This is a genomic window from Blautia sp. aa_0143, assembly GCF_004167315.1.
GTDB classification, from domain to species: domain Bacteria; phylum Bacillota; class Clostridia; order Lachnospirales; family Lachnospiraceae; genus Blautia_A; species Blautia_A fusiformis.
This window is the reverse complement of the sequence record NZ_RCXU01000005.1, coordinates 83,919-109,097: the sequence shown is the minus strand read 5'-3', so window position 1 is coordinate 109,097 and position 25,179 is coordinate 83,919. Positions and strand designations below refer to the sequence as shown.

26 protein-coding genes and 1 riboswitch are annotated in these 25,179 nt (G+C 44.9%); of the genes, 1 reads left to right on the top strand and 25 read right to left on the bottom strand.

Going from position 1 to position 25,179, the window contains the following annotated elements:
* From rlmB to EAI83_RS03625, 14 genes are all read right to left on the bottom strand, one after another.
* Positions 1 to 726 (bottom strand): 23S rRNA (guanosine(2251)-2'-O)-methyltransferase RlmB, encoded by a 726-nt coding sequence (gene rlmB / locus EAI83_RS03685; RefSeq protein WP_227573913.1) that lies wholly within the window; start codon positions 724 to 726, stop codon positions 1 to 3.
* 10 nt (positions 727 to 736) lie between these two features.
* A complete protein-coding gene (locus EAI83_RS03680; protein ID WP_022426226.1) occupies positions 737 to 1,162 on the bottom strand; it encodes a Mini-ribonuclease 3 in 426 nt (141 codons plus the stop codon).
* The gene (gene cysS, locus EAI83_RS03675) at positions 1,147 to 2,556 is read right to left on the bottom strand and encodes a cysteine--tRNA ligase (RefSeq protein WP_021650981.1); all 1,410 of its coding nucleotides are present in this window, start codon (positions 2,554 to 2,556) and stop codon (positions 1,147 to 1,149) included. Before cysS ends, EAI83_RS03680 begins: the two co-directional genes overlap by 16 nt.
* Before the next feature lies 1 nt (position 2,557).
* A complete protein-coding gene (gene ispF / locus EAI83_RS03670) occupies positions 2,558 to 3,049 on the bottom strand; it encodes a 2-C-methyl-D-erythritol 2,4-cyclodiphosphate synthase (RefSeq protein ID WP_044961210.1) in 492 nt (163 codons plus the stop codon).
* A 70-nt stretch (positions 3,050 to 3,119) separates the two neighbouring features.
* Positions 3,120 to 4,283 carry a sn-glycerol-1-phosphate dehydrogenase gene (locus tag EAI83_RS03665; RefSeq protein ID WP_243113440.1) on the bottom strand — a complete coding sequence of 388 codons (1,164 nt, stop codon included), beginning with the start codon at positions 4,281 to 4,283 and terminating at the stop codon, positions 3,120 to 3,122.
* A gap of 450 nt (positions 4,284 to 4,733) precedes the next feature.
* Positions 4,734 to 4,877 carry a hypothetical protein gene (locus tag EAI83_RS17165; RefSeq protein WP_015525840.1) on the bottom strand — a complete coding sequence of 48 codons (144 nt, stop codon included), beginning with the start codon at positions 4,875 to 4,877 and terminating at the stop codon, positions 4,734 to 4,736.
* Between the two features lie 36 nt (positions 4,878 to 4,913).
* A riboswitch (cyclic di-GMP riboswitch) is annotated at positions 4,914 to 4,989 on the bottom strand.
* A gap of 199 nt (positions 4,990 to 5,188) precedes the next feature.
* Entirely contained in the window at positions 5,189 to 5,563 is a 375-nt protein-coding gene (locus EAI83_RS03660) for a RidA family protein (RefSeq protein ID WP_015525839.1), read from the bottom strand.
* 94 nt (positions 5,564 to 5,657) lie between these two features.
* Entirely contained in the window at positions 5,658 to 7,124 is a 1,467-nt protein-coding gene (locus tag EAI83_RS03655; RefSeq protein WP_059085173.1) for a serine hydrolase, read from the bottom strand.
* Positions 7,125 to 7,247: 123 nt separating this feature from the next.
* A complete protein-coding gene (locus EAI83_RS03650; RefSeq protein WP_059085249.1) occupies positions 7,248 to 9,614 on the bottom strand; it encodes an ATP-dependent DNA helicase in 2,367 nt (788 codons plus the stop codon).
* A 178-nt stretch (positions 9,615 to 9,792) separates the two neighbouring features.
* The gene (locus tag EAI83_RS03645) at positions 9,793 to 10,014 is read right to left on the bottom strand and encodes an HPr family phosphocarrier protein (RefSeq protein WP_015525837.1); all 222 of its coding nucleotides are present in this window, start codon (positions 10,012 to 10,014) and stop codon (positions 9,793 to 9,795) included.
* Between the two features lie 334 nt (positions 10,015 to 10,348).
* Positions 10,349 to 11,668, bottom strand: a complete 1,320-nt coding sequence (locus EAI83_RS03640) for an aspartate kinase (RefSeq protein ID WP_015525836.1) — start codon at positions 11,666 to 11,668, stop codon at positions 10,349 to 10,351.
* 182 nt (positions 11,669 to 11,850) lie between these two features.
* Positions 11,851 to 12,132, bottom strand: a complete 282-nt coding sequence (locus EAI83_RS03635) for a DUF2325 domain-containing protein (RefSeq protein ID WP_015525835.1) — start codon at positions 12,130 to 12,132, stop codon at positions 11,851 to 11,853.
* Positions 12,133 to 12,275: 143 nt separating this feature from the next.
* On the bottom strand, positions 12,276 to 12,965 hold the full coding sequence (tsaA, locus tag EAI83_RS03630; protein ID WP_021650988.1) for a tRNA (N6-threonylcarbamoyladenosine(37)-N6)-methyltransferase TrmO: 690 nt from the start codon (positions 12,963 to 12,965) through the stop codon (positions 12,276 to 12,278).
* A gap of 87 nt (positions 12,966 to 13,052) precedes the next feature.
* A complete protein-coding gene (locus EAI83_RS03625) occupies positions 13,053 to 13,919 on the bottom strand; it encodes a GGDEF domain-containing protein (protein WP_161206337.1) in 867 nt (288 codons plus the stop codon).
* Positions 13,920 to 14,054: 135 nt separating this feature from the next.
* On the opposite strand from EAI83_RS03625, the gene EAI83_RS03620 reads away from it, so the two are divergent.
* On the top strand, positions 14,055 to 14,309 hold the full coding sequence (locus tag EAI83_RS03620) for a hypothetical protein (protein ID WP_015525832.1): 255 nt from the start codon (positions 14,055 to 14,057) through the stop codon (positions 14,307 to 14,309).
* Between the two features lie 74 nt (positions 14,310 to 14,383).
* On the opposite strand, the gene EAI83_RS03615 is transcribed toward EAI83_RS03620, so the two are convergent.
* The 11 genes from EAI83_RS03615 to rsmH all read right to left on the bottom strand — a co-directional run bounded on the left by EAI83_RS03615 (position 14,384) and on the right by rsmH (position 25,065).
* The gene (locus EAI83_RS03615; protein WP_044961183.1) at positions 14,384 to 15,127 is read right to left on the bottom strand and encodes a DeoR/GlpR family DNA-binding transcription regulator; all 744 of its coding nucleotides are present in this window, start codon (positions 15,125 to 15,127) and stop codon (positions 14,384 to 14,386) included.
* A gap of 71 nt (positions 15,128 to 15,198) precedes the next feature.
* Positions 15,199 to 15,456: an HPr family phosphocarrier protein gene (locus EAI83_RS03610; RefSeq protein ID WP_015525831.1), complete on the bottom strand. Its 258-nt coding sequence runs from the start codon at positions 15,454 to 15,456 to the stop codon at positions 15,199 to 15,201.
* A 38-nt stretch (positions 15,457 to 15,494) separates the two neighbouring features.
* Complete coding sequence (locus EAI83_RS03605) at positions 15,495 to 17,408, bottom strand: PTS fructose transporter subunit IIABC (RefSeq protein WP_015525830.1); 1,914 nt, start codon at positions 17,406 to 17,408, stop codon at positions 15,495 to 15,497.
* A 20-nt stretch (positions 17,409 to 17,428) separates the two neighbouring features.
* Positions 17,429 to 18,340 carry a 1-phosphofructokinase gene (gene pfkB / locus EAI83_RS03600; protein ID WP_118608277.1) on the bottom strand — a complete coding sequence of 304 codons (912 nt, stop codon included), beginning with the start codon at positions 18,338 to 18,340 and terminating at the stop codon, positions 17,429 to 17,431.
* Positions 18,341 to 18,604: 264 nt separating this feature from the next.
* On the bottom strand, positions 18,605 to 19,399 hold the full coding sequence (locus EAI83_RS03595) for an aminotransferase class IV (protein ID WP_129974631.1): 795 nt from the start codon (positions 19,397 to 19,399) through the stop codon (positions 18,605 to 18,607).
* Positions 19,400 to 19,485: 86 nt separating this feature from the next.
* Complete coding sequence (pabB, locus tag EAI83_RS03590) at positions 19,486 to 20,907, bottom strand: aminodeoxychorismate synthase component I (protein WP_129974630.1); 1,422 nt, start codon at positions 20,905 to 20,907, stop codon at positions 19,486 to 19,488.
* Positions 20,908 to 20,911: 4 nt separating this feature from the next.
* A complete protein-coding gene (locus tag EAI83_RS03585) occupies positions 20,912 to 21,499 on the bottom strand; it encodes an anthranilate synthase component II (protein ID WP_044961185.1) in 588 nt (195 codons plus the stop codon).
* 153 nt (positions 21,500 to 21,652) lie between these two features.
* Positions 21,653 to 21,862 (bottom strand): DUF1858 domain-containing protein, encoded by a 210-nt coding sequence (locus EAI83_RS03580; RefSeq protein ID WP_021650997.1) that lies wholly within the window; start codon positions 21,860 to 21,862, stop codon positions 21,653 to 21,655.
* A gap of 144 nt (positions 21,863 to 22,006) precedes the next feature.
* On the bottom strand, positions 22,007 to 23,344 hold the full coding sequence (locus EAI83_RS03575; RefSeq protein ID WP_021650998.1) for an MATE family efflux transporter: 1,338 nt from the start codon (positions 23,342 to 23,344) through the stop codon (positions 22,007 to 22,009).
* Between the two features lie 62 nt (positions 23,345 to 23,406).
* Positions 23,407 to 23,871 (bottom strand): GtrA family protein, encoded by a 465-nt coding sequence (locus EAI83_RS03570; protein ID WP_015525821.1) that lies wholly within the window; start codon positions 23,869 to 23,871, stop codon positions 23,407 to 23,409.
* Between the two features lie 141 nt (positions 23,872 to 24,012).
* Positions 24,013 to 25,065, bottom strand: coding sequence for a 16S rRNA (cytosine(1402)-N(4))-methyltransferase RsmH (rsmH, locus tag EAI83_RS03565; protein WP_129974628.1), 1,053 nt, complete (start codon positions 25,063 to 25,065; stop codon positions 24,013 to 24,015).
* Positions 25,066 to 25,179 lie beyond the last annotated feature (114 nt).

Below are 25,179 nucleotides of genomic sequence, written 5' to 3'. Positions count from 1 at the left end.
TTATTTTGACAGTCTCTGTCTCACGATTTCAAAAGCAAGCACCCCTGCTGCTACAGAAGCGTTAAGGGAATCGATATCCCCTTTCATCGGGATCGCGGTAGTAAAATCACATTTCTCTTTTACAAGGCGGCTTACACCATTTCCCTCATTTCCGATCACAAGGCCAATAGGTCCTGTCAGATTCTGACGGTACATCACCTCTCCGTCCATATCTGCACATACGAACCAGATGCCCTTTTCTTTCAGTTCATCAATAGTCTGTCCCAGATTAGCAACCTTGGCAACCGGTGTATAATTCAGTGCGCCTGCCGAGGTCTTGGCAACCGTAGCAGTCAGTCCTACTGCTCTGTGTTTGGGAATGATCACACCATGAGCACCTGCGAGATTTGCGGTACGGATGATAGCTCCCAGATTATGAGGATCCTCAATATTATCAAGAAGAATGATAAACGGAGGCTCTCCCTTATCTTCTGCTTTTTTCAGGATATCTTCCACTGTAGAATAATCATAAGCCGCAACCTGTGCGATCACACCCTGATGTGCACCTGTCTCGCTCATGGAATCCAATCGTTCCTTTGGAACAAATTTTACAATGGTATCATGTTTTCTGGCTTCTCTTGCGATGGTGCGGACCGGTCCGTCCTGACAGCCATCCAGAATAAACAGTTTATCAACACATTTACCGGAACGAAATGCCTCAAGGACCGCATTTCTTCCTTCTATCATTTCAGTCAATTTAAACTTCCTCCTTCTCAAGTCCTGCATGGACCAGCTCCAGTATCCTTGAAAAATCCTCTTTCAGGTAAAGATATCCCATCAGCGCCTCAAACCCTGTGGCACGCCGGTAATCCGCCATGGTGGCATGTTTGGCCATGGTAGCGGAATGCGCATTCCTTCCTCTTCGATATACACTTTTTTCTTCTTCTGTCAAAAGTGGTTCGAGGATTTCCATCATACCCGACTGCGCAGATGCTTTTACAAGGCTGCTGGCTTTTTTGTGGAGACGATTTACCGGACAATTCGCTTTTTTCACAAGAATAGTACGGATCACCAGCTCATAAACGCCATCCCCGATATAGGCCAGCGTCAGCGGCGAATAGGTCCGAAGGTCTGCGTCTTTCAGATCAAACAGCTCTTTCAGTTTCTTTAAGCTCTCTGCCATTTCACACCTTCTCTTGTATCTTTAAGGATGATACCTTTTTTCAGGAGCTCATCTCGGATCTCATCTGCTCTCTTGAAATCCTTTGCCTTTCTTGCAGCCTGGCGCTCCTGGATCAGATCCTCGATCTCTTTGTCAAGAATCTCTTCTTTTTTCTCGATTTTCAGTCCCAGCACATCACTGAGCTTAAAAAGTTCCTCATAAAGGCCACCGGCAAACTCCCTTGAGCTGTTCTCGTCTACGTTTGTGTTGGCAAATTTTACAAGCTCAAAAATTGCCGCAAGTGCATCTGCAGTATTAAAATCATCATCCATGGCAGCTTCAAATTTGGTAACAAAACCTTCTGCTTCTTTGAGAAGCGCAAGCTCTTCCTCTGTAATATTCTCTGCCGCCCCATTGTCTTTACGGTCGCTGAGCTTGCCTGCCGCCTCAAGGATACGCTCCAGAGAGTTCTTTGCTGCCTCCATCAGATCTGCGCTGAAATTCAGCGGACTTCTGTAATGTGCGTTCAGCATAAAGAAACGGAGAACCTGAAGATCATACTGTTCACCGATCTGACGAACGGTACGGAAATTTCCGAGAGATTTGGACATCTTGCGGTTGTCGATGTTCAGGAAACCATTATGCATCCAGTATCTTGCAAAAATCTTACCATTGCAACACTCACTCTGTGCGATCTCATTCTCATGATGCGGGAAGATCAGATCCTCACCGCCTGCATGGATATCAATCTCTTCTCCGAGATATTTCTTGGACATAACAGAGCACTCAATATGCCAGCCAGGACGTCCGTCGCACCACGGTGACGGCCAGGACGGCTCGCCCTCTTTCTTTGGTTTCCAAAGCACGAAGTCTAACGGATCTTCCTTCTGATCCTCACCGGATACCTTAAGAGAACGGAATCCTGACTGGAGATCATCCAGATTCTTATGAGAAAGCTTGCCATACTCTTTGAATTTCTTTACACGGAAATAAACGGTCCCGTCAGCTGCCGGATATGCATATCCTTTATCAATAAGAGTCTGGATCATGTCGATCATGCCCTGGATCTCCTGTGTAGCCTGGGGTGCCGTTGTAGCAGGTTTTACATTCATATCTGCCATATCCTTCTTGCACTCTTTGATATAACGGGTAGAGATTTCCTCTGCGGAAACGCCCTCTTCAATGGCCTTCTTGATGATCTTGTCATCTACATCGGTAAAGTTGGATACATAATTTACTTCATATCCTTTATATTCCATATATCTGCGCACCGTATCAAAAATGATCATAGGGCGGGCATTTCCGATATGGATTAGATTGTATACCGTAGGTCCGCAGACATACATTTTTACTTTTCCTTCTTCCAGAGGTACAAATTCCTCTTTTCTGCGTGTCAGTGTGTTAAAAATCTTCATGTTACTCTTCCTCCAATTTCCCGATTCTGTACAGGGAGCAGATCGCCTGTGAGGAGATTCCCTCTCCCTGTCCTGTAAATCCAAGGCCTTCCTCTGTTGTCGCCTTGATATTCAGCTGTGATATTTTAATCCCAAGTGCTTCTGCGATATTTTCTCTCATCGTCGGAATATGTGGTGCCATCTTCGGTTTCTGAGCGATGATGGTGGCATCGATATTTCCGATCGCATAGTCATTCTCCTTCAGTAATCCGGCAACATGCACCAGAAGTTTCACACTGGAGATTCCCTTATATGCAGGGTCTGTATCCGGAAAATGCTTTCCGATATCTCCAAGAGCCGCAGCTCCCAGAAGTGCATCCATGATCGCATGGATCAGAACATCCGCATCCGAATGGCCCAAAAGACCTTTTTCCCAGGGAATATCAACACCACCAAGAATCAGTTTCCTGCCCTCTGTCAGTTTATGTACATCATATCCCATTCCTACTCTCATCAAACCGTTCATCACTGCCTTTCCTGAAATTTATGTCAAGTCAAAAGAACCTTTTATGAGCTGTTCCTGCTCAGTATGTGAGCATCTTCCGAAGTCTCAGAAGGCTCAGCCTTCTTCTTGTATACGGTGCAAGTCTGAGACTCTCCTCGATCGCTTTTCCCGGCAAGCCGATATCCCGGACTCTGCTCACGCAGCCGACGATACTCATCATCTCCTGCATATCTGTAACTGCAGGAAGAAGATCTATGATCTTAAGGATTTCCGGAAGTGCACCGGAAAGTGTTTCTGTGCTTACATCGTCCAGAAGTTCCGGGGTGTTTTCTTTTTCAAGTGCTCCAAGAATCCCTTTTCTGCCGAAGGTCTCCTGCAGGAGTTCTGTGTCTCCGTCTGTAAAGGCATGCACTCTGCAGGCTCCTCTTCGGATAGCATCTGCAAGCTTTTTATATTCCAGAAGGACCAACATGGTTGCTGCAGAAACCTTCTCCCCGTGAAGAGCATCCAGGTGGCCATTGACCACTTCCATATCCCAGAGGTGGACCATATGGTGCTCCGCCCCGGATGCCGGTCTGGAGTTTCCTGTCATCTGCATGGCCAGTCCGGAAAGGATCAGCGCATACATCAGCTTCTCACATGCATCTTTCTCTCCTGCTGCAATTTCTTTCAGATTATCCTTAACAGTCCGGATCGCTTTTGTTTCCAGGTCTGCCACCGCTGTACAATAGTATTCATCCATAAGAATACTTGCTATCTTCCAGTCTGCCAGCGCAATGTATTTTCCCAGAATATCTGACACCCCGGCTGCTGTAAGCCTTGCAGGCGCCTTAGCAAAAATATCCGTATCCGCAAAAACAAAAAGTGGCGCAGATGCCTGAAATACTTTTTTTACACCATTCCAGGTCATGTCTGCTACTGTGGAAGTAAATCCGTCTGAACTGGCTGCGGTGGGCACAGAGACAAAAGGGATCCGGTACTGATGGGCGACAAAACGGCTGAGATCATGGATCGTCCCCGCTCCAACTGCAAGAACAAGATCGATGTCCTCTTCCATATAATTCTCCACGATCTCCACGGCACGCTCATCTGCCTCAAGACCTTCAGCATCCAGGATCAGTACCTGACACCGGTCATAGATATCCTCCATCAGTTCCTCTGTAGCTTTGTAACTGTTCGTGTCACAGATCAGAAGCGGGGAAATACATTCTTTCAGATCACCGTCTGACATTTCCTTTTCCAATTTCCCGATAGCTCCTGATTCAATTACAATTTCTCTAACGTCTATGTGGTGCTCCCTCCCGCAGCTGCAAGGTCGGGCAAAATCGTCCGCATCGACTCGCATGTACTTATGTCCTCCTGACTTCTTTTAATGATTCACAGCGTATTTCTCTGTCCGCTGAATGATACAATATTACAGTTTGGTATTATACAGGATTTTTTTTTATTACGCAATGATAGAGTTCAACTTGTTTCATCATATAGCAAAAATCCTTTATTTTCAAGGATTTCCGGTGTTTCTACGCCAAACAATGTTTCGCCTGGTTGCGTCTATTTTCTTTTGTTTGTCACAAAAATTGTCATAATAAAAAGCCACTCACAATAAAGGGAAGTGGCTCTGATTATTACATTACATTTTCAAGCTTTTTCAATTCATTCTGTACTCTTGCTCTTCTGCATCCTTCCCCTCCGCTTATTTCCATTCAGCGTCTGCTTCACTTAAAGTCTTTAATTGCCCAAAAAACTCTTTTGCAGCATCCAGACCTACAACCCCACTGTCTGTCAAACAGATATTCGCAATCCGCTTCGCTACTTGCTCATAACCGAATAACATCATAAAAAAAACACCGTCTCACAGACAGTGCACCTCATTTCATGCAACTGGCTGCCATTTTACAGGCCCTGTAGCTTTGCGTCCCAGACTTTCATCTGGTTTGCCGATCATCCTTATTAAGCTTTTATACGTATCCTAAAAAACTGGTTTTATTATACTACAGCGTTCTACTTTACACAAGAAAAAACATTACCGTTTTAACGCCTGAAAACACAAAAAAGAGATTGCTCCAAAACAGAGAAAAATACTTTATCACCACGAAAAAAAATCCCCGCTGTCTGACTGAAATCAGACAACAGGGATTTTTTATCAGATCATCCGATCGCTGCGATCACTTCTACCTCGCAGAGAACGTTCTTTGGCAGTGTCTTGACTGCAACACAGGAACGTGCAGGTTTATTTACGAAATATTTGGCATATACTTCATTAAATGCCGCAAAATCGTTCATATCTGCAAGGAAGCATACTGTCTTGATCGCATTCTCATAGCTGGAACCGGCAGCTTCCAGAACTGCTCCGAGATTCTTCATAACACGGTCAGCCTGCTCCTCGATGGTTGTGCCAACTACCTCTCCAGTTGCCGGATCCACCGGGATCTGACCGGATGTGTAAAGTGTATCTCCATGGATGATAGCCTGGGAGTATGGTCCGATTGCTGCAGGTGCTTTGTCTGTATGTACTGTCTTCATAATAGAATTCCCCTTTCATGAACATTTCGGATACTTCTCTGGCGGAAATATCCATCAGGATCTTACTCAGCTGTTTTTTATTCTAACTCACAGATCACCCCTGGTCAAGGTCCATATTCAGATAATTATAAACAATACCGGAAATATCCCGGATATGCGAAACTGCGTCCCCAGGTTTACAGTCTTCTGACATCACACAGAGGATATATGTAATCTTTTCTCCATATATAATGGCGATATCATGCTGGTCCGTATCCGTTTCTCCAGTCTTATTTGCAATTTCCACGGACACAGATATCCCGCTGGGGATCTTAGTAGTAACCTGCTGGTTCAGAAGCAGGTTCAGCATAGCCTCCGAAGCTTCTTTCGATACACATTCTCCTTTATAGATCCGGGAAAGAAGCTCTGTGCAGTCTTTTACAGAAGTGGTGTTCCTGCCACCGAGGCCGACATCCTTTGAAGAGGACGGGCTTAAGATGTGCTGTACGGAAGTATCTGCAAATTTCTGTTCCGCAAGAAATCCATTTACAGCCTGTGCTCCGTCCTTAAAAACACCCGATGCTGTCTGCAGACGTACCAGCTCATTAAAGGATTCATTGTCACTGACTGTGATCATATTCCAGAGAAGGTCATTGACCTTTGTGGATACGGACGGATCTGTAACATCTTTTTTCATTTTTGCCGCTTCGTTCTGAAGGACTGCATCCATGTTGGCATAGGTCTGGGCCATGACAAACACTTTGATCAGACTGGCTGAGTACAGTGACTGACTGTTCTGTTCAAACTCCTGATCACTGGTTAGATCCTTTACATAAACGCTCCATGTACCCTCATAGGTTCCAAGAAGATCCGCAAGCCGTTTCTCAAGGCCATCCATTCCCAGATCTTTCGTCTCGACTTTTCCGGATTTATCCACGGAAAATCCCTCCGGAGTCTCTCCCTCTTCCTGGAGCAGAACGCCGTTTTCTCCGCCAAAATAATAATATCCGTCAAACATCTGTCCTGCAGCATTCATTTCCAGATAATGGATACCTGGATCTGTAACCATTTTTCCATATTCATCAAAATAATACAGCCCGTTGTATGTTGTTTTGTCCACCACCAGCTCATCCATATAACGTACCTGTGGAGAAGCGCTGAGTTTTCCCAGATTGTTTACCATATAACAGCCGTCAAAAGAAACTTCCTCACCGCTACCGTCTTTTGCCGGAGCCTTCAGATCGGTGATCTGGACCATATGCGAGTTTCCCGCTGTAAATTTACCGCTTTCGTCGTGATAATAATATCCATCAAAAACCGTTCCGTCGATCTCAAAATGATCAAAATAATACACTGCCGGAGTATTTTCTTTGGTTCCATCTTCATTCAGGCAGTAAAAGCCATTGCTTTTCAGAATATATTTCCCGCTTTCACCGGGAATTGGAAGTATCTGGGACTCCTCCGTAACAGAACCAAGGCTTCCCTGTGCCGTCTGCTGCACTGTTGTCGCAAAAACCGGCTGTGCGAGCATCACTGTGCTCAGACAAAATGCCAATGCTTTATATATTTTTTTTCGTCTCATATACTTCTTTCACTTTTCTTATGATCCTATTTTACAGTTTCTTGTCCTGATCCGGCATCCACACATTCCTCCAGTGATTTTCCAGATAAAGACTCTATAAGTATATCGGATTTCTCCGTTCTGTCAAGTAAACCTCTTCCAGAACGTCTCCACTGCACCTTCTACCGTATCCAGCCTGCAGCCTGTACGGTCCTGCCATTCCCTGGGAAAGATTTCCTGGTAATCCCGATCCCAGAAGCGGTCATCCAAAAGCAATATCACGCCTTTGTCCTCTTTTGTGCGGATCACGCGCCCGGCGGCCTGAAGCACCTTGTTCATACCCGGGTAGCGATATGCATAATCAAAACCACAGTGATTCTTTTTATCGTAATACTCTTTCAAGATCTCACGCTGACTGCCGATCTGGGGAAGTCCGGTTCCTACGATCACTGCCCCGATCAGACTTTCCCCTGTCAGATCAACACCCTCAGAAAAAATTCCTCCAAGGACACAGAACCCTACCAGGGTACCTTCCCGTTCCTGAAATTCCTCCAAAAATCCTTCCCGTTCCTGTTCTGTCATATCCGGCGTCTGACACACGCAGCGCACCCAGTCTACGGAAAATTCTTCCTCATAAACTTGCAGTACGTCTTCCATAAGACGATACGACGGAAAAAACACCATATAATTTCCCTGCCTCTGCCAGACACATCTGGCAATATATCCGGCGATCTTCCGGTATTCTGCACGATTTCTCCGGGTATACCGGCTGCTTACGTCGCTGCCGATAAGAATCCTGCGGTTTTCTTTTGGGAAAGGAGACTGCACATAAATCCCATAGGCATCACGGTCTGTTGTCAAAAGCTCCCGGTAATAGAGCATGGGAAACATTGTAGCTGAAAAGAAAATAGCACTTTTCCCTTTTTTCAGGTATTCTCCCAGATTTTCTGCCGGGTTCACACAGAACAGCCTCAGACGAAATCCTTCTTCTGCGTTGTTTTCGGTATATACTACATAATTTTCATCTACCAGCTCTGAAACATTTAAAAAATCACGCACTATAAAATAAAATTCCAGTATTTCCCTGCGTAGTTCTTCTTCCAGTTCTTTTTCCTCCAGTATTTCTTCCAGTTCACCTGATATTGTAAGAAATGTGATCGGCAGTACTCCGGGATTGGGAAGCACCTGATACCCTTTTCCTGTTTCCGCAAGATTCTCTTCCAGTTCCATCATCTGGCGATTTGCTTTATCCAGTGTTCTGGCCAGTTTTGAAAATCTCTTTCTTATCTTCTTTCGAAGTGCTACCAGACTCTGACGGGAAATACCGGCACTGTACATCTCTCTGCCACGTTCTACCAGATTATGTGCCTCATCGATCAGAAAAATATAATCCCCGGAAATATTTTCCCCGAAAAAACGTTTCAGATGAACATTGGGATCAAACACGTAATTATAATCACAGATGATCCCGTCTACCCAGATTGAAAGATCCAGACACATTTCAAAAGGGCACACCTGCCATTTTTCTGCATGAGCACGGATCACTTCTCGGGAATATACCTCTTCAGTGGTCCAGAGCTCATAAACCGCATCATTTACCCGGTCAAAATGCCCCTTTGCATAAGGACATTTCTCCGGTGTACATTCCGGAGTATCCTGAAAACACAGCTTTTCCTTTGCCGTGATCGCCGTTACCTTGAATTTCAGACCTTTTTCCCGCAGGATGTGAAATGCCTCCTGCGCCACAGTTCCTGTGATGGTTTTTGCGGTAAGATAAAAAAGTGTTTCACCTTTTCCCTCACCGATGGCGCGCACGGACGGAAAAATGGCAGACATGGTTTTTCCCACACCGGTAGGCGCCTGAACAAATAAGGTCTTCCCGCTGGAAACCGTATGGTACACACCACTAACAATATCCCGCTGCCCTTCTCTGTATGGAAACGGAAACTGCAGATCCTTCATGGATGCATTTCTCTCTTTTTTCCAGTTAAGAGAATATGCGATCCATTTGTGATAGGCATCCAGAAGCTTCTGATACCAGCCTTTAAGCTCCTCTATGGAAAAATCCTCACGAAATCTCCTGGTTTCTTCCGTCTCAAGATGAGCGTATGTCATCTGAATGTGGATTTCAGAAATCCCTTCTTTTTCTCCCCAGATCATTCCGTAACACATGGCCTGGGCACGGTGGACAGGTATTGGCATGTCCATTGCCTGGACATTTCCGTAAGTCCCCTTGATCTCATCAATATAAACGGCTCCGTCCTCTGTAAAGATCCCATCTGCACGGCCCTCGACCTGAATGACCACATCGTCGTATTCACTTTCTTTTTTCAGAGAAACCTCTGCCTGATAATCGCCCTTCATACTCCGCTGTATCTTGCGGTGAAGCCTTCCGCCTTTTAACATGGCTTCCTTATCTCCGGATGTCCCACTGCTGTTATCCAGATCTCCGCTCCTCAGTATAAATTCCACAAGATTTCTGACAGAAATCCGCACTCTTGGTTTTTCCATATTTTCACTCCCGGCAGCTGCCGGAATTCCAGTCCGGCAGCTATTCTTTTTCCATGCTATACCAGGATTATACCATAAAATATGATCCGAAAGCTTCCCATAATAAAAAGGACGCATGTTCTGCTTTTCTTCTCATGAACTGCGCCCTTTTATCACCGTTTTTCTTTATTCATATTTCTCAACCTGCTGCATACTTGGAAAGAACACGATTAAAATCCTCATCTTCTCCGTAACACTTTACTGTCAGAGTCTTTGTCAGATCCAGACTCAAAAGTCCGAGGATCGACTTTGCATCAATGATAATACGGTTATAAAATACATCAATATCAAAATTACATCTGCTGGCTGCACTGACAAACTCCTGTGCACTTTTTTCATCCAGTTTGATCTGTTTCTCCATAGCTGACCGCCTGCCTTTCTGATTTTTTCATATTTCAGTTTTACACAAAAGTTAAGTTTTTGTCAATACTGTTTATTTCATATCAAACTTTTTTCGACACAATGTACAATATCTTTGTCTTTCCTTTGGAAATCCTGTTGAATTTGATTGTATTATTTTTAGATAAATCTTGGATTTTTTCCAAAAAAATCCGCCGCAGGACGGTATGTTACACGTACTGCGGCGGTTTTAAATAAATCGGATATTCGGAATCCGTTTCCGGATTTATATAAATCGGATATTCGGAATCCGCTTCGCTACTTCCTCATAAACAAAATCCGTTTCCGGATTTTGTTTATATCCGTGTCAGAACAAAAATATCGTAGATTGCTCTGACTGCTTTTTCGAAATCACGATTCTCTACACCGATGATGATATTCAGTTCACTGGAACCCTGGTCGATCATTTTTACGTTTACATTTGCATGGGCAAGAGCAGAGAAGATCCTTCCTGCAGTGCCTCTCTGGGATTTCATTCCACGACCAACAACTGCGATCAGTGCAAGGTCAGATTCCATCTCCACAAAATCAGGCTGCACCAGACGGTGGATACCTGCGATAACCTGCTGCTCTTTCTCCTCAAATTCGTCCTGATGAACATATACAGTCATGGTATCGATTCCGGATGGTACATGCTCAAAGCTGATCCCCTGATCTTCAAATACCTGAAGTACCTTGCGTCCGAACCCGATCTCACTGTTCATCATGGATTTCTCGATATTAATAGAGCAGAAGCCTTTCTTTCCGGCGATACCGGTAATAGTAAATTTCGGCTTCTTACAGGTGCTCTCTACGATCAGAGTACCTTTATCCTCTGGGCTGTTTGTGTTACGGATATTGATCGGAATTCCCTCTTTACGAACCGGGAAAATGGCATCCTCATGAAGAACAGTAGCTCCCATGTAGGAAAGCTCACGAAGCTCTCTGTATGTGATCGCCTCGATAGGCTCCGGATTGTGAACGATACGCGGATCTGTTACAAGAAAACCGGAAACGTCCGTCCAGTTCTCATAAATATCTGCATGGATAGCTTTTGCAACCAGGGAACCTGTCACATCAGAACCACCTCTGGAAAATGTCTTTACTGTGCCATCTGCACATGCGCCGTAAAATCCCGGAATAACCGCATGCTGGGATTTGCTGAGTTTTTTGGAAAGGAGTTTATTGGTCTCCTCCGCTTCCAGATTACCAGCTTTATCAAAACGGATCACAGAAGCTGCATCCACAAAATCATATCCAAGATATGCAGCCATGATCTTACCATTGAGGAACTCTCCTCTGGATGCCGCATACTGGATTCCTGCCTGTGCACGGAAATCCTCATCGATCTTCTTGAACTCCTCCTCAAGAGAAAGGCTCAGTCCGAGTCCCTTAATGATCTCATAATATCGCGCCTTAATCGCATTGATCTTCTCAGTGATATCCTCCCCTTTGGATGCTGCGTCATAACATCCATAAAGCATATCCGTCACTTTGATATCCTCGTCAAATCTCTTTCCCGGAGCTGACGGAACTACATAACGGCGGCTCTCATCACTGCGGATGATATCGCCCACTTTCTGGAACTGCTCCGCATTTGCAAGAGAACTTCCACCGAATTTTACAACTTTTTTCATGATAACACCTCTCACCTGTAATTTCGACTTCCAGCGCCGCCTTTTCACCATTCACTGCAACGCTTTACCACAGAAACCTACGGCTATTTTATTGAATAATTTATAATTTTGCAAGCCTTTCCGTAACATTTCTGCAAAAAAAGTCAAATTATACAAGAGAAAAGTATCTCCTGATCTGTTTCTTATGCACAGTACTGCTTCAGAATGTTCTCGAGAGCTGCAGCGCTGCTTGTGTGACAGCGGCATACCGGAATGGATTTTTTCTTTGCTTCTTCTACTGCGCAGTTTACCATTTTGTGGGAAACGGTACTGGTGAACAGGATCATCAGATCCGGCACCCCGATCTTTTTCTTCATGGCTCCTTTTTCCTTGGCAAAAACTTTCGCCTTGCATCCGAAGCCTTTGCAGATATCCTCATACTGACATACCATTCTTTCATTACCGCCTACAATTACAACGCTCATAATTCACTCTCCTTTGATCTTTGAACTTTTATATGACTGTTTCAAGGTTATTTTAAACTAACTTTGCTTTTAAAATATTGAGTTAGCACTTGCTAACTCAATTATTATAATACCATCTCACAAAAAGTTTGTCAAAGGTAATTTTAAATTCTGTCTGATTTTTTATATCCTGTGATCTCACATACTGTAAGTATGCCGTTTTTTACCTGAAAATGAACATCCATTCCTGCAAAAGGCATTCCGTATATCCTCTCCGGATCTTTCTGGTAGGCAGGCCTCGGATCCTCTCTGAGCACGCCTTCCAACGCAGTAAGCTTATCCTCCGGAATCCTTGCCTTCCATTCTTCCGGGATCTCTACCTGCAGAAAATGCTGCTCCACCTTCGTCGCAAAGCCGCCCAGCGCTTCCGGATGGCAGTCTGCCACAGGCAGATATGGCTTGATATCATAGATGGGGGTTCCGTCCATCAGGTCCGCACCGGATACGATCAGTACAGGAGCTTCTTTGCTTTCCAGATCGATTTTTTCAAGCTTCACACAGGATAAGCCTACAGGATTGGGACGGAAGGGCGATCTGGTGGCAAATACGCCCATCCTTTCATTTCCGCCCAGGCGTGGCGGACGTACTGTAGGGGACCAGTTCTCACGGATCGACTGTGAAAACTCCCACAGCAGCCAGATATGCGAAAAATCTTCCAGTCCTTTTACCGCTTCCCGTACCCGGTATTCCGGTTCAAAAACAATACAGGCTGTCAGTTCTTCCACTCGACCGCTCTGACGCGGGATTCCGAATTTTGTCGGAAAATCACTTCTGATCCTTGCGATTATCTTCATATCCCTATTCCCCCTTTCACTTGCCAGATATACACCTCATGCGCCTGTTACATAATTCTGCTTTCAATGACTGTCATGTCATTTCCGTCAGATCCTCTTGTAGGCAACACAGTTTTTTTGCCGCTTGGCCTGATAGAGAAGCCTGTCCGCTTCCATCACTCCATCTCTGACCTTACAGCTTCCATATACACCTCCCACGCTCATGGAAAGCCGGATTTCTTTGTATTCCGGCACATCTGCCATTGCGATCTCTTCCCGGATGTCTTCCAGCTTCTGCTGAAATACCTTTTCCGGGATTTCTTCAAACATCAGAAGAAATTCGTCTCCTCCATAACGCAGTACCACGTCATCTGCCCGCACATGCTCAAAAATTGTTCTGACAATGGTACAAAGCGCCGCATCTCCAGCTACATGGCCATAGCTGTCATTGATCTGTTTAAAATTGTCCACGTCGATCATAGCTATAGCCCCCATCTTATCCAGGAATTTCAGCTGTTCCTCAAAATATCTCCGGTTTCTGGCACCAGTCAGCGGATCTTCATATAATTCCCGGTTGAATCTGCTGATCTTATCGATCAGAAATCCGCTTCCATAAGCTCCCAGAAAGATCTTATCCGTCATTTTAAAGACCATTTCCATGACAAGAGGTGTCCCGTCTATAACCACATATTTGGCGATTACCTGATAAATGTCATCATTGACGAACTCAAATTTCGTCATTTTGTTTTTACGGGCAAAAACTTTGGCAGAAATACAGTTCTCACATCTTCTGCCTTTATTCCACACTGCAAAGCATTTATGTTCTGCTTCATAAGAGCAATCGTCTAAGCCAATATTTACCGGAGCTGTACGGCTGACATCCACCAGTCTTACAATGTCAAAAACCGTCTTCAGCATTTCTATTTCCATATTTACTTCCCGGGCAGTCATAAATACACCCTTATCTTTATCCATAGTATTTTCCTGCGTTTCTGAAATATTATATACATTCATGATAACATATTGCACATCAATTCACAATTGTATTTCATCGTCGTTTATGCTATTGTATAGTGTATAAGAAGTAATATTTTTATCAGGAGGTTTCATATGGCACAGAGACGTACAAAGATAGAAGTACTCAATGAGAAAATTTCCAAAGTAGATTCCAAGATTGCTGCCTGCACCGAAAAGATAGCAGCGCTGGAGGATGAAAAAACTGCACTGGCAGCTCAGCTGGATGAGATCCGCAAAGCTGAAAAAAAGGCAAAGGAAGCTGCTGAACTGAAACGTCTGCTCAAGCTGATGCACAAAAAAGACATTTCCGTAGAAGATCTAGAAGCCATGATCTCCAGGGAAGCCTGAAACAGATCCTCAGCAAACAAAAAACCGGTTTACGAAGAATTTTTTCTTCCAAACCGGTTTTTTTTGCGATCTTTCTATGATACGATCTGTATATTTCTGCAATCTTTATATTCTTTGGAACAGCTTTCCGTCAGGATCACTGCTCCGTCAAATGAAAAGAACGTCACCGCACTGATCTGTCCGAATTTGGAGCTGTCAGACACTACGTACTTTTCCAGACACTGCTCCATGGCGGTTCGCTTTACCAGTGCTTCATTGGATTCCGGCGTGGTAAAGCCTTCTCTCTGAGTCATCCCGTTGGTCCCGAAAAAGCCCTTTGTAAAATGATAATTCTTCAGCATCTGCATGGCCTGACTTCCGATCACAGCTTCCGTAGATCCCTTCAGTTCTCCGCCGATCAGCAGCACACGGACTCCCATCTGAGCCAGAGCCCTGGCATGGGAAACACCATTGGTGACAAAAGTCGCCCCGGAGCCTTCCAGATGCTCCAGCATATATCCGGTAGTCGTTCCCGCATCCAGATACACAAAATCTTCCGGACGGATCAGAGCTGCCGCATAGGCTGCGATCTTCTTTTTTTCTTCAATATTCAGCTCAACTTTCTGGGCTACGGTAGGCTCATAGGCATTGACAGTATGTTCCAGCGCCACCGCACCGCCAAAAACCCTGGTCAGCTTCCCCGCCTTGTAAAGCGCCGTGATGTCTCTGCGGACCGTAGATTCCGATGCATCCAGGATATCTTTCAGTTCTGTTACCGTAACACTGTTTTTTTCTCTGAGAAGGCCGAGTATGATCTCGTATCTCTGCTCCGTCAGCATTCCTTTTCCTCCTTCAAAAAAGACATCCCGATCGACCGGACCGGGATGCCTTCTGTTCACTCATTCTGAGATTACAGGTTCTCCTGCATGAATTTGCTTACTGCCTCGTATGCTGCATCCTCATCTGCACCATCGAATGTAAAGGTAACCTCATGTCCCTTCTTTACGCCAAGTCCCATAAGTGCAAGAAGCTTTCTGCACTCTACAGTCTTGCCGTCCTTCTCGATAGTGATCTTGGACTCGAAACCTTTTACAAGCTTCACAAGCTCTCCGGCCGGACGTGCATGGATTCCTTCGTTATCTGTTACTACATACTTGAATTCTTTCATTTCTTTATCCTCCAGTTTTTATTTTAATTTAAAAAAATTTAAGCAACTTTTTTCTTCAGTACCCCGAGAAGTACAGCTGAGATCAGAGTTCCCACAACCAGTGCGACCAGATACATCATTGCATTACCTACAACCGGGAATACGAAGATTCCGCCATGTGGTGCCATCAGTGTACAGTTGAAGAACATGGAGATCGCTCCGGCTGCTGCGGAACCGACGATACAGGACGGAAGTACATGGACCGGGTCAGATGCCGCAAAAGGAATCGCACCTTCTGTGATAAATGCAAGTCCCATAATAAAGTTGGTCGGTCCTGCCTCACGCTCTTCTTTTGTAAATTTGTCTTTAAACAGCAGGGATGCGAGTGCGATGGCACACGGAGGAGTCATACCTCCCACCATAACTGCTGCCATAATGTCATAGTTGCCTGCCGCAATAGCTGCTGTACCAAATACATATGCTGCTTTGTTGAACGGGCCGCCCATATCAATGGCCATCATACCACCAAGAACCAACCCTAAAATTACTTTACTTGAATTTCCCATGCCTGTCAAGGCATTATTTAATCCTGTATTGATACCGCCCATGATCGGCTCTACAACGAAGGTCATACAGAGTCCCATAAGAAGGACACCAACAACCGGATAGATCAGTACAGGCGCTATTTTTTCCAGTGCTTCCGGAAGCTTATCACAAACCTTACGAAGTCCAAGGATCAGATATCCTGCAAGGAAGCCTGCAAGAAGTGCTCCGAGGAAACCGGATTTTCCGTTTGCCGCGATCATACCGCCCACAAGTCCAACTGCAAGTGCCGGTCTGTCACCGATGGCCATTGCAATAAATCCGGCCAGGATCGGAAGCATGAAACCAAATGCGGTTCCACCAATGTTTTTCAGAACAGCCGCTACCGGTGTGATGGTACCAAAGTTTGCTCTCTGGTCTGCAGGAAGGGAACTCAAATCTACACTTAAACCATCGATCAGGAATGCAAGAGCGATCAGGATACCACCGCCTACAACCAGTGGAAGCATATGAGATACCCCGTTCATCAGCTGCATATAGATCTTGTGGCCTGCTCCGCCGCCTGCTTTTGCATTTGAGGAAGAGCTCTGACTGCCTGCTGCTGCATGATATACCGGAACATCTCCGGAAATCGCACGTTCAACAAGCTGGTCCGCTTTGCTGATTCCATCTGAAACCTGACATTCGATGACTTTCTTTCCATCGAAACGATCCATGGGAACCTTGGCATCTGCAGCTACAATGATGCAGTCTGCCTCCCGGATCTCCTGATCCGTAAGTACATTTTTTGCTCCACCGGAGCCTCGTGTCTCTATTTTAATGAAACAGTCTTTCGCCTTTGCTGCTTTTTCCAGTCCCTCTGCTGCCATGTAGGTGTGGGCAATACCTGTGGGGCAGGAGGTAACTGCCAGCAGTTTAGCTCTGGCTCCTTCGGAACTTCCTGTATCTGCCAATCTTTCATCAATATCTTTTTTCTCCTCATCGGCCTTGTCGATGATCTCCATAAATTCATCTACAGAACCTGCGTTACGTAAGGATTCTGTAAAATTATCATCCATCAGCATTACGGAAAGCTTGCTGAGTACATCCAGATGAATGTTATCTTCTGTATTCGGTGCTGCGATCAGGAAAAGAAGGGTAACCGGCTCATCATCCAGTGCCTCAAATTCCACGCCGTTTTTTACTACCATGGCAGCAAGTCCCGGTTTCTTTACCGCATCACATTTTCCATGAGGAATAGCGATTCCCTCACCGATTCCTGTCGTACTTTCTTCCTCTCTTAAATACACCTGTTTCCGATAAGCTTCCCTGTCGCTGATCTTTTCACTTTTTACCATAAGATCTACGGCCATGTCCAGAGCTTCAGATTTCGTCTTCGGTGCAGCATCCAGTGATATGCTTCGTTTGTCAAGCAGATCTGTGATTCTCATCTTCCCTTCTCCTTTCTTCTTTACCCCTCTGTTACCTGTTCATATACTGCCTGAACTTCTTCCCTTGTGGCAAGATTTTCAGAAAATGCACTTGCGCTTCCTGCGGAAATTCCCATATGGAATGCATATTCGTGATCCTGTTTTTCCATCCAGCCTGCCATAAAGCCTGCTACCATGGAATCTCCGGCTCCTACTCCGTTTACCAGTGTTCCTTTCGGTGCCGGTTTCTCAAATACCTGACCGTCTTCCGCTACCAGGACAGCTCCCTCTCCGGCCATTGAGATCAGCACATTTCTGGCTCCTTTTTCCTGGAGCTTCTTTCCGTAAGGGATCACATCCTGACGGGTCTTAAGCTCTACACCAAAGATTTCTCCAAGCTCATGGTTATTGGGCTTCACCAGGAACGGATGATACTTCAGGACATTTACAAGAAGATCTCTCGTTGCATCCACAACGATCATCACGCCTTTTCCGTCCAGTCTCGCCATGATCTTCTCATACATATCATCCGGCATAGATGAAGGAATACTTCCTGCCAGAAAAAGCACATCTCCCTCTTTCAGTGTGTCAAGCTTCTTCATCAGCTCCTGAACCTTTTCAGCGCTGATCTCCGGTCCCATTCCGTTGATCTCAGTTCCATCAATAGATTTCAGCTTCAGGTTGATCCTTGAAACGCCTTCTGGGATCCTGATAAAATCAGATCTCACTCCCATCTCCTCAAGCTTTCTTACAATCTCATCTCCGACGAATCCTGCCATGAAACCAAGTGCTGTATTCTCGATTCCAAGATTCATCAGCACGGTGGAAACGTTGATTCCCTTTCCGCCCGGAAGCATCAGCTCAGAGCTTGTCCGGTTGGTAAGTCCGAGTTTAAAATCCTCCACGGAAACGATATAGTCCAGAGACGGATTAAAAGTAACTGTGCAGATCATTTTTTCTCCTCCCATATCTTTTATCCTGCGGTTTTTGACCGCTTTTTGTTGTTTTTCATTTATTGAACTCAGTATACTTCCAAATTCATTCAAAGTCAATCAAATTACTCCACAAAATTCATGAACGTTTTTGGTTGAGTTTGCACAAAAAACGTGCATCAACCTTAGCTTTCCCTGGTTAATGCACGTTTATCCCTGACTGTATTGGTCACTTTCATTCAAATTCCATCACCTTTCCTGAATGTGATAGTTTCGCAATAACATTTATCTGATTTGTTTCTTATTCGCAGTATCTCTGACCATCTTCCGATATCTTCTCATCAGCTCCCTTGTCACTTTGTCTTCCTCAAACTGGATTCCTCCGATCTGACGCACCGGCATGATTCCCATCAGGGAATTTGTGACAAAGCATTCCTGATACCATTTAAGATCCTGAACATAGATATAGGTTTCTTCCACCTCTTCCGTGTCACAGAGATATTCACGGAGGATTCCCGGGAGAAGTCCGCAGCTGACTTTTGGTGTATAGATCATGCCATTTCGCACAAAGAATACATTACTTACTGTCCCTTCCGATATCTGTTTCTTTGTATTCAGAAACAACCGTTCATCCATTCCTGCTGCTGTAGCATTTCGTTTTTCCAGGATACAATCTCCGTAATTCATGGTTTTGTGATATACAAGAGGTGATGTTTCATTTCGTTTTACCTTGCTGACATCCATGATAAAGCCTTTTTCATAATTCTCCGGCGTATAATGATTGGCACGAAGAGAATACACTGCATTTTCCTTTGTAAGCATAAGCTTCAGCGCACAGTGTTCCAGTCCGCCAAATTCTTTCTGCACCTCCGGGCGTTTTTTTTGTTCTTCCAGATATTCTTCGATCCTCCCGGCTGTGATCCCACGCACTGCCGGATCACCCAGCTTCAGGAAATCTGCCGCTCGTTCCAGTCTTTTCAGATGCTTTTCCAGAAGTATGGGGGTTCCCTTTTCTATTCCTATGGTCTCAAATGCTCCCAGACCGAACTGAAAACATTCGTCTAAGGTTATGTTGTTCATTTCCTTTGACCTCCTTATGAAGTGTCCCTGTCAGATTCTCTGATCTGTCCACAGAACCTTTCACTTTTACCGTTCTGTATGTTTCTCTACTGCAGTGCATCCAGGATTGCTTTCGCCTTCTGCAGAGTCTCATCGTACTCAAATTCCAGATCTGACTCTGCTGTGATCCCGCCGCCAACGCCAAGGTGATATTTTCCGTTTTTATGAAGAGCTGTACGGATCACGATGTTGAAATCGCAGCTTCCGTCCAGTGTCAGGTAACCGATAGAGCCTGTATAAAGATTTCTCTTTCCGTGTTCCAGCTCGTCAATGATCTCCATGGCACGGTATTTCGGCGCACCGGTAATAGAACCGCCGGGGAATGCAGCCTTCAGAAGATCCATAACATTTTTTCCTTCTTCCAGTTTTCCTTCAATATCCGATACCAGATGAAAAACCGTAGCGTATGCTTCCACTGTAAAAAGCTCGGTTACCTTCACGCTTCCCGGTGTACACACCCGGTTCAGATCATTTCGCTCCAGGTCTACGATCATAAGAAGTTCACTCTTATCTTTTCCGGAATCCTGAAGCTCCCGACGGAGCATTTCATCTTCCTCAGATGTTACGCCACGTTTTCTTGTTCCCTTTATAGGACGGGTATTTACATGGCGGTCTTTCATCTTCAGAAAACGTTCCGGAGATGCACAGACGATCTGATAATCTCCGAAATCCAGATATCCGCCGAAAGGAGACGGATTATTTTTCCGAAGATCATAAAAAACATCCAGAGGTGGTTTTTCGCTTTCAATGGTCAGCTGCTGCGTCATATTGGCAATATAGATATCGCCCTCTATAATATAGCGGATCATCCGGTCTACTGCCTGTTTGTATTCTTCTTTCTCAAAGTTGGGATGAACCTGGATCCTGAATTTCTCACGGTGAGAATTTTCCGTGACCATCCTGTTTCCGGATTCCTTTTTTTCCCCTGTTTCCGATCCTTCCTGTTTCCCCGCCTCTGTAAATTCCCGGATTGCTTTTTCCATCGCTCCGATTTCTGCTGCAGCGTCTGCACTGATTCCGTTTGACACAAGATAGGTTCTTTTTTCCTGACAGTCTTCTATGATAAAACAGTCATAAAACGTCAGAACTGCCTCCGGAACAGTCACAAGATCCTTTTCTCCGGATGGTACTCCCATCTGTTTTCTTCCGTAATCATAGGAAAAATATCCTACTGCACCGGATACGATGGGAAGTCCGCTGTTATTTTTGTCTTCATGGGTATTTAAATATTCCCGCATATAGTCTTCAAAGGTTGTTTCTGTTTCCGGCCTTCCGTTGATAGTAAAGTTCTCTCCGTCCTTTACCAGCTTCAGATACGGACATCTTCCGATCACGGAATAATGTCCCAGCTCATTGACAAGGGAGGAATCCAGAAACGCTGCTCCGGGTTCTCTCTCGTAGATCCGAAAAATGTCCACTGCCGGGATATATGGAGTCAGTTCTTTTATTCTTCGCTGATTTTTGTACATATTTTTACTCCTCCTTCTGAAAATTCTCCGCGATCCTGCAAAAATTCTCAAGAAGCTCATGTCCATATTCCGTAAGAACGGCTTCCGGATGGAATTGCACACCATAGATAGGCAATGCTTTATGGGAAATTCCCATAACAGCACCATCATCAGAAAGCGCATCCACCTGATACTCCTCCGGAATGCTGTCTTCCCGCACGATCAGGGAATGGTATCTTGTCACCTTGTATTTCTCAGGCAGGCCTGCAAACACTCCTGTTCCATGGTTGTGGATCTCTGTTACTTTTCCGTGCATGGGACACACGCCCTTTTCCACTACTGCTCCCGCGCAGTGGCCGATCACCTGATGGCCCAGACAGACACCAAGAACAGGAATCCTTCCCTGAAATCTTTTTACGGTATCTACGCAGAGCTTCGCATCCCAGGGACGCTTCGGTCCCGGAGAAAGGATGATTCCTTCCGGGTTCAGCTCCTCCAGCTCCTCCAGGGTGATCTCGTCGCAGCGTCTGACCAGGATCTCTCTTCCAAGTTCCTGAAAATATGCCTTGAGATTATAAACAAATGAATCGAAATTATCGATCATCACATACATGCTTTTTTCCTCCATATCAAGCAGATATTTAAGACTCTCTTTATCGTCTGCTCACAAAAAAAGGGATAACGACGGCATGCCCAAAAGACATGCACAGTCGTTATCCCCTTGCGGTCCGTAATCTGTACGTTCTAATATAAATTGTACTGCTGATTATTTCTGTTTCTTGGTTTCCTCATAATGATGGATGTCTGCCAGTACAGCGTTTACATCAAGTCCGTGTACCATACATGCCTCCTCAAGAGACTCACCGATAGAAGACGGACAGCCGATACAGTGCATTCCTTCCTGCATAAGAATGTATGCGATCTTCTCATCGTATGCAAGCATCTCGCCCATTGTTGTTTCCTTTGTGATTTCCATGATCTATATTCTCCCTTCTGGATCTGTAATCTTACCCGGAATCCCGGTTTCCTGGTTTTTTCCGCAGTTATAATATCATTATAACTGTATCTTCCATAATTGCAAGCCTAAATTTATTCTTTTCATTTTCTGTATTATACCCACTCAGGCAGCAGTTTCCTTTTTTCCCCTGCTCCACTTTTTCATCACATAAATATAATACGGGATCAGAGGGATCAGCGCTGCGATCCATGCGGCAGGATCTGCCAGACATACACCTGCAAAACTTGTTTTTCCTGCAACAAACATAACGATCGCACTTCTTGCCGCCAGTTCAAACACACCGCCCAGCATGGGAACCAAGCCATATCCCAGTCCCTGAAGTCCGTTTCGGTAGAGGAAGATACTTCCAAGGAACGGATATGCCCAGAATACCGTATGAAAATAAGTAACAGAAACATTAATAACATCCGTCTGGGATTTGTCAATAAATAGCCAGGTCATGTACTTTCCGAAAAAGAACATAATGATCATAGTGATCACACTCCAGATCAAGATCATGATCTGGGTATATTTCATTCCTGCTTTTACACGGTCCATCTTTCCGGCGCCCCGGTTCTGTCCTACATAGGTTGCCATCGTCGCACCAAAAGCTACAAATACCGTCGCAATGATATTCTGTATTTTTCCCGCAGCGGAAAATCCTGCCATATATACAGAACCGTAAATATTTACCGCACCCTGCACAATAATGGTTCCGATCGCTGTGATGGAAAACTGAAGTCCCATGGGAATACCAAGGGCCAGCAGATAACGGAAGCTGGTAAAAGAAACTTCAAAGTTTTCTTTCTTCAGATGCAGGATCGGGAACTTTTTGATAATATAGATCAGGCAGCAGACTGCGGAAATTGCCTGCGCGATAACCGTAGCATAGGCACAGCCTTCCACTCCCATCCCGATTTTTACAATAAACAGAATATCCAGGAACACATTGATCACTGCCGAAATGATCAGAAAATACAGCGGAGATTTTGAATCTCCAAGTGCACGGAGAAACGCTGCCAGTGAATTATATGCCGCTGTTACAATCAGGCCTGCATAAATAATTCCCATATATCCCTTCACAGATCCCATCAGATCCTCCGGTGAATTCATCAGCCGCAGAATCGGTTCATTCAAAGCCTCAAAGCCAATGGTCATCACAATGGCAAAGGCTGCTGCCAGATAAATGGACATAGCTACGTAATGACGCATCTTATCATATTGCTTCGCCCCGAACCACTGGGATACCAGAATGGCAAAGCCACTGCTCAGTCCGTTAAGCCATCCGGTAACAAAAAACATCAGTGAACCGGTGCTTCCGATTGCAGCCAGCGCATCTACTCCCAGGAACTGCCCCGCAACAATGGAATCCGCAATGTTATAAAACTGCTGAAAAATATTTCCGAGACACATGGGAATCATAAAGCGGATGATCAGGCTCACCGGATTTCCCACGGTCATATCATTGGTCTTGTCCTTTGTCAATTTCAGTCCAACTCCTTTTCCACAAATATAACTATCTTTTATTTTTTAAAAACAATCAATTTACTGATCACATAATTCAATACGATCACAACCACCTGAGCAACAAGTTTCACTGCCATGCTGTTAAATCCAAGCCAGGTGATAAATACCGCAAGGATTGCTTCCTCCACAATCAGAGTAAAGAGCCGTCCTCCGAAAAACGAAGCCATCTGCTTTAAAAATCCGGCGGCGGAATCCACCTGCCCGTCGAATACCCATGTCCTGTTTGTAAAATACTGGAACAGTACGCAGACCACCCAGCAGATCACATTGGCAATCAGCGCATTCATGCCCAGGCCCTTATCCAGCCATGCATACAATGCAATGTTCAGAAAAAATGTGAGCCCTCCAAAGAACAGATACATCAGAACTTCCTTATGTTTCTTATAAAAAGGTTCAAATATATTCAGCACCGGAAGATGCATCAGTTTATCAAAAATGTCCTTCTTTTCCTCCACATCCATACCCTTTCTCCTATTCAGTTTAAGCCGTAGCTTTATCATATGTAAACTTATATAACATAGCAAAAAAAATCCCGAATGTCAACGCATTCCAGGATTTTTCTGTTTCTGTATTTGTATCAGAACTGCTCTTTCACTCTTCACTCAGGCCTTCACAGCCCAGCGCATCTTCGTGGATCTGGCGCGCCCATTCTGTGCACATTCCTGTGCGGAAGGACGGATCACATCTTTTGAATAGTCGGAATAGATGCCGTCTTTATAGCCCTGCTTTAAGGCTTTCTTTACCAGCTTGTCCTCTCCGGAATGGAAGGTAAGGATTGCTACACGGCCGCCTGGCTTCAGCGCTCCGGGAAGTTTTTCCATAAAATCATAGAGGACCTCGAATTCCCGGTTCACATCAATACGCAGTGCCTGGAAAACTCTCTGGCATGTTTTTTTCACCGTGTCTTTCCTCTCTTTTTCAGGAAGGAAAGACAATGTCTTCTCAATGACTTCACGAAGCTTCGTAGTGGTATCTATGTGGTTTCCTCTTCGGATCTCATCTGTGATGGCCTTCGCGATCTCCTCACAGTACGGCTCATCGGAATTCTCATCCAGCATTCCGGCAAGCTCTTCTCTTGAAATGGTATCCAGACGCTGTGCTGCGCTGATCCCGGTTTCCTGGTTCAGCCTTAAATCCAGAGGACCATCCACCTTAAAGGAAAACCCTCTCTTGGGATTGTCGATCTGCATAGAAGACACCCCAAGATCCGCAAGGATAAAATCAAAGCCTCCAACTTCCTCTGCGATCTCATCAATGGTGCAGAAATTCTGGAGTTTAATTGTCAGGATATCTTCTCCGAATCCCTGCTCTGCCAGACGTTTTCTTGTCTTGGCAGATTCTTCCGGGTCCACATCCGTGGCGTACATGTGTCCCTGACCTCTCAGACATTCCAGCATGGCCTTTGTATGCCCACCGTAACCAAGTGTAGCATCAAATCCAACCTGTCCCGGCCTAATCTCCAAAAAATCAATGATCTCTTTTACCATAATGGAAATATGCATTCCAGCCGGTGTGTTTCCCTTGCTGATCACATGTTCAATGGTATCCTTATACTTTTCAGGCTGAAGCTCTTTATATTTCTCCTCGAATTTCTTCGGATATTTTCCTTTATATCGTACACGTCTCTTATGAGGTGTCTGTGATTCCTGATTCATAAAATTCTCCTTATCCTCCGGCTTTATCTGCCCTGTTTCTTTCATGATACCATGAATCCTATTTTTCGTAAACCTTCGGAATACTTCAAAAAATATCATAAAGAAAAAAAAGCC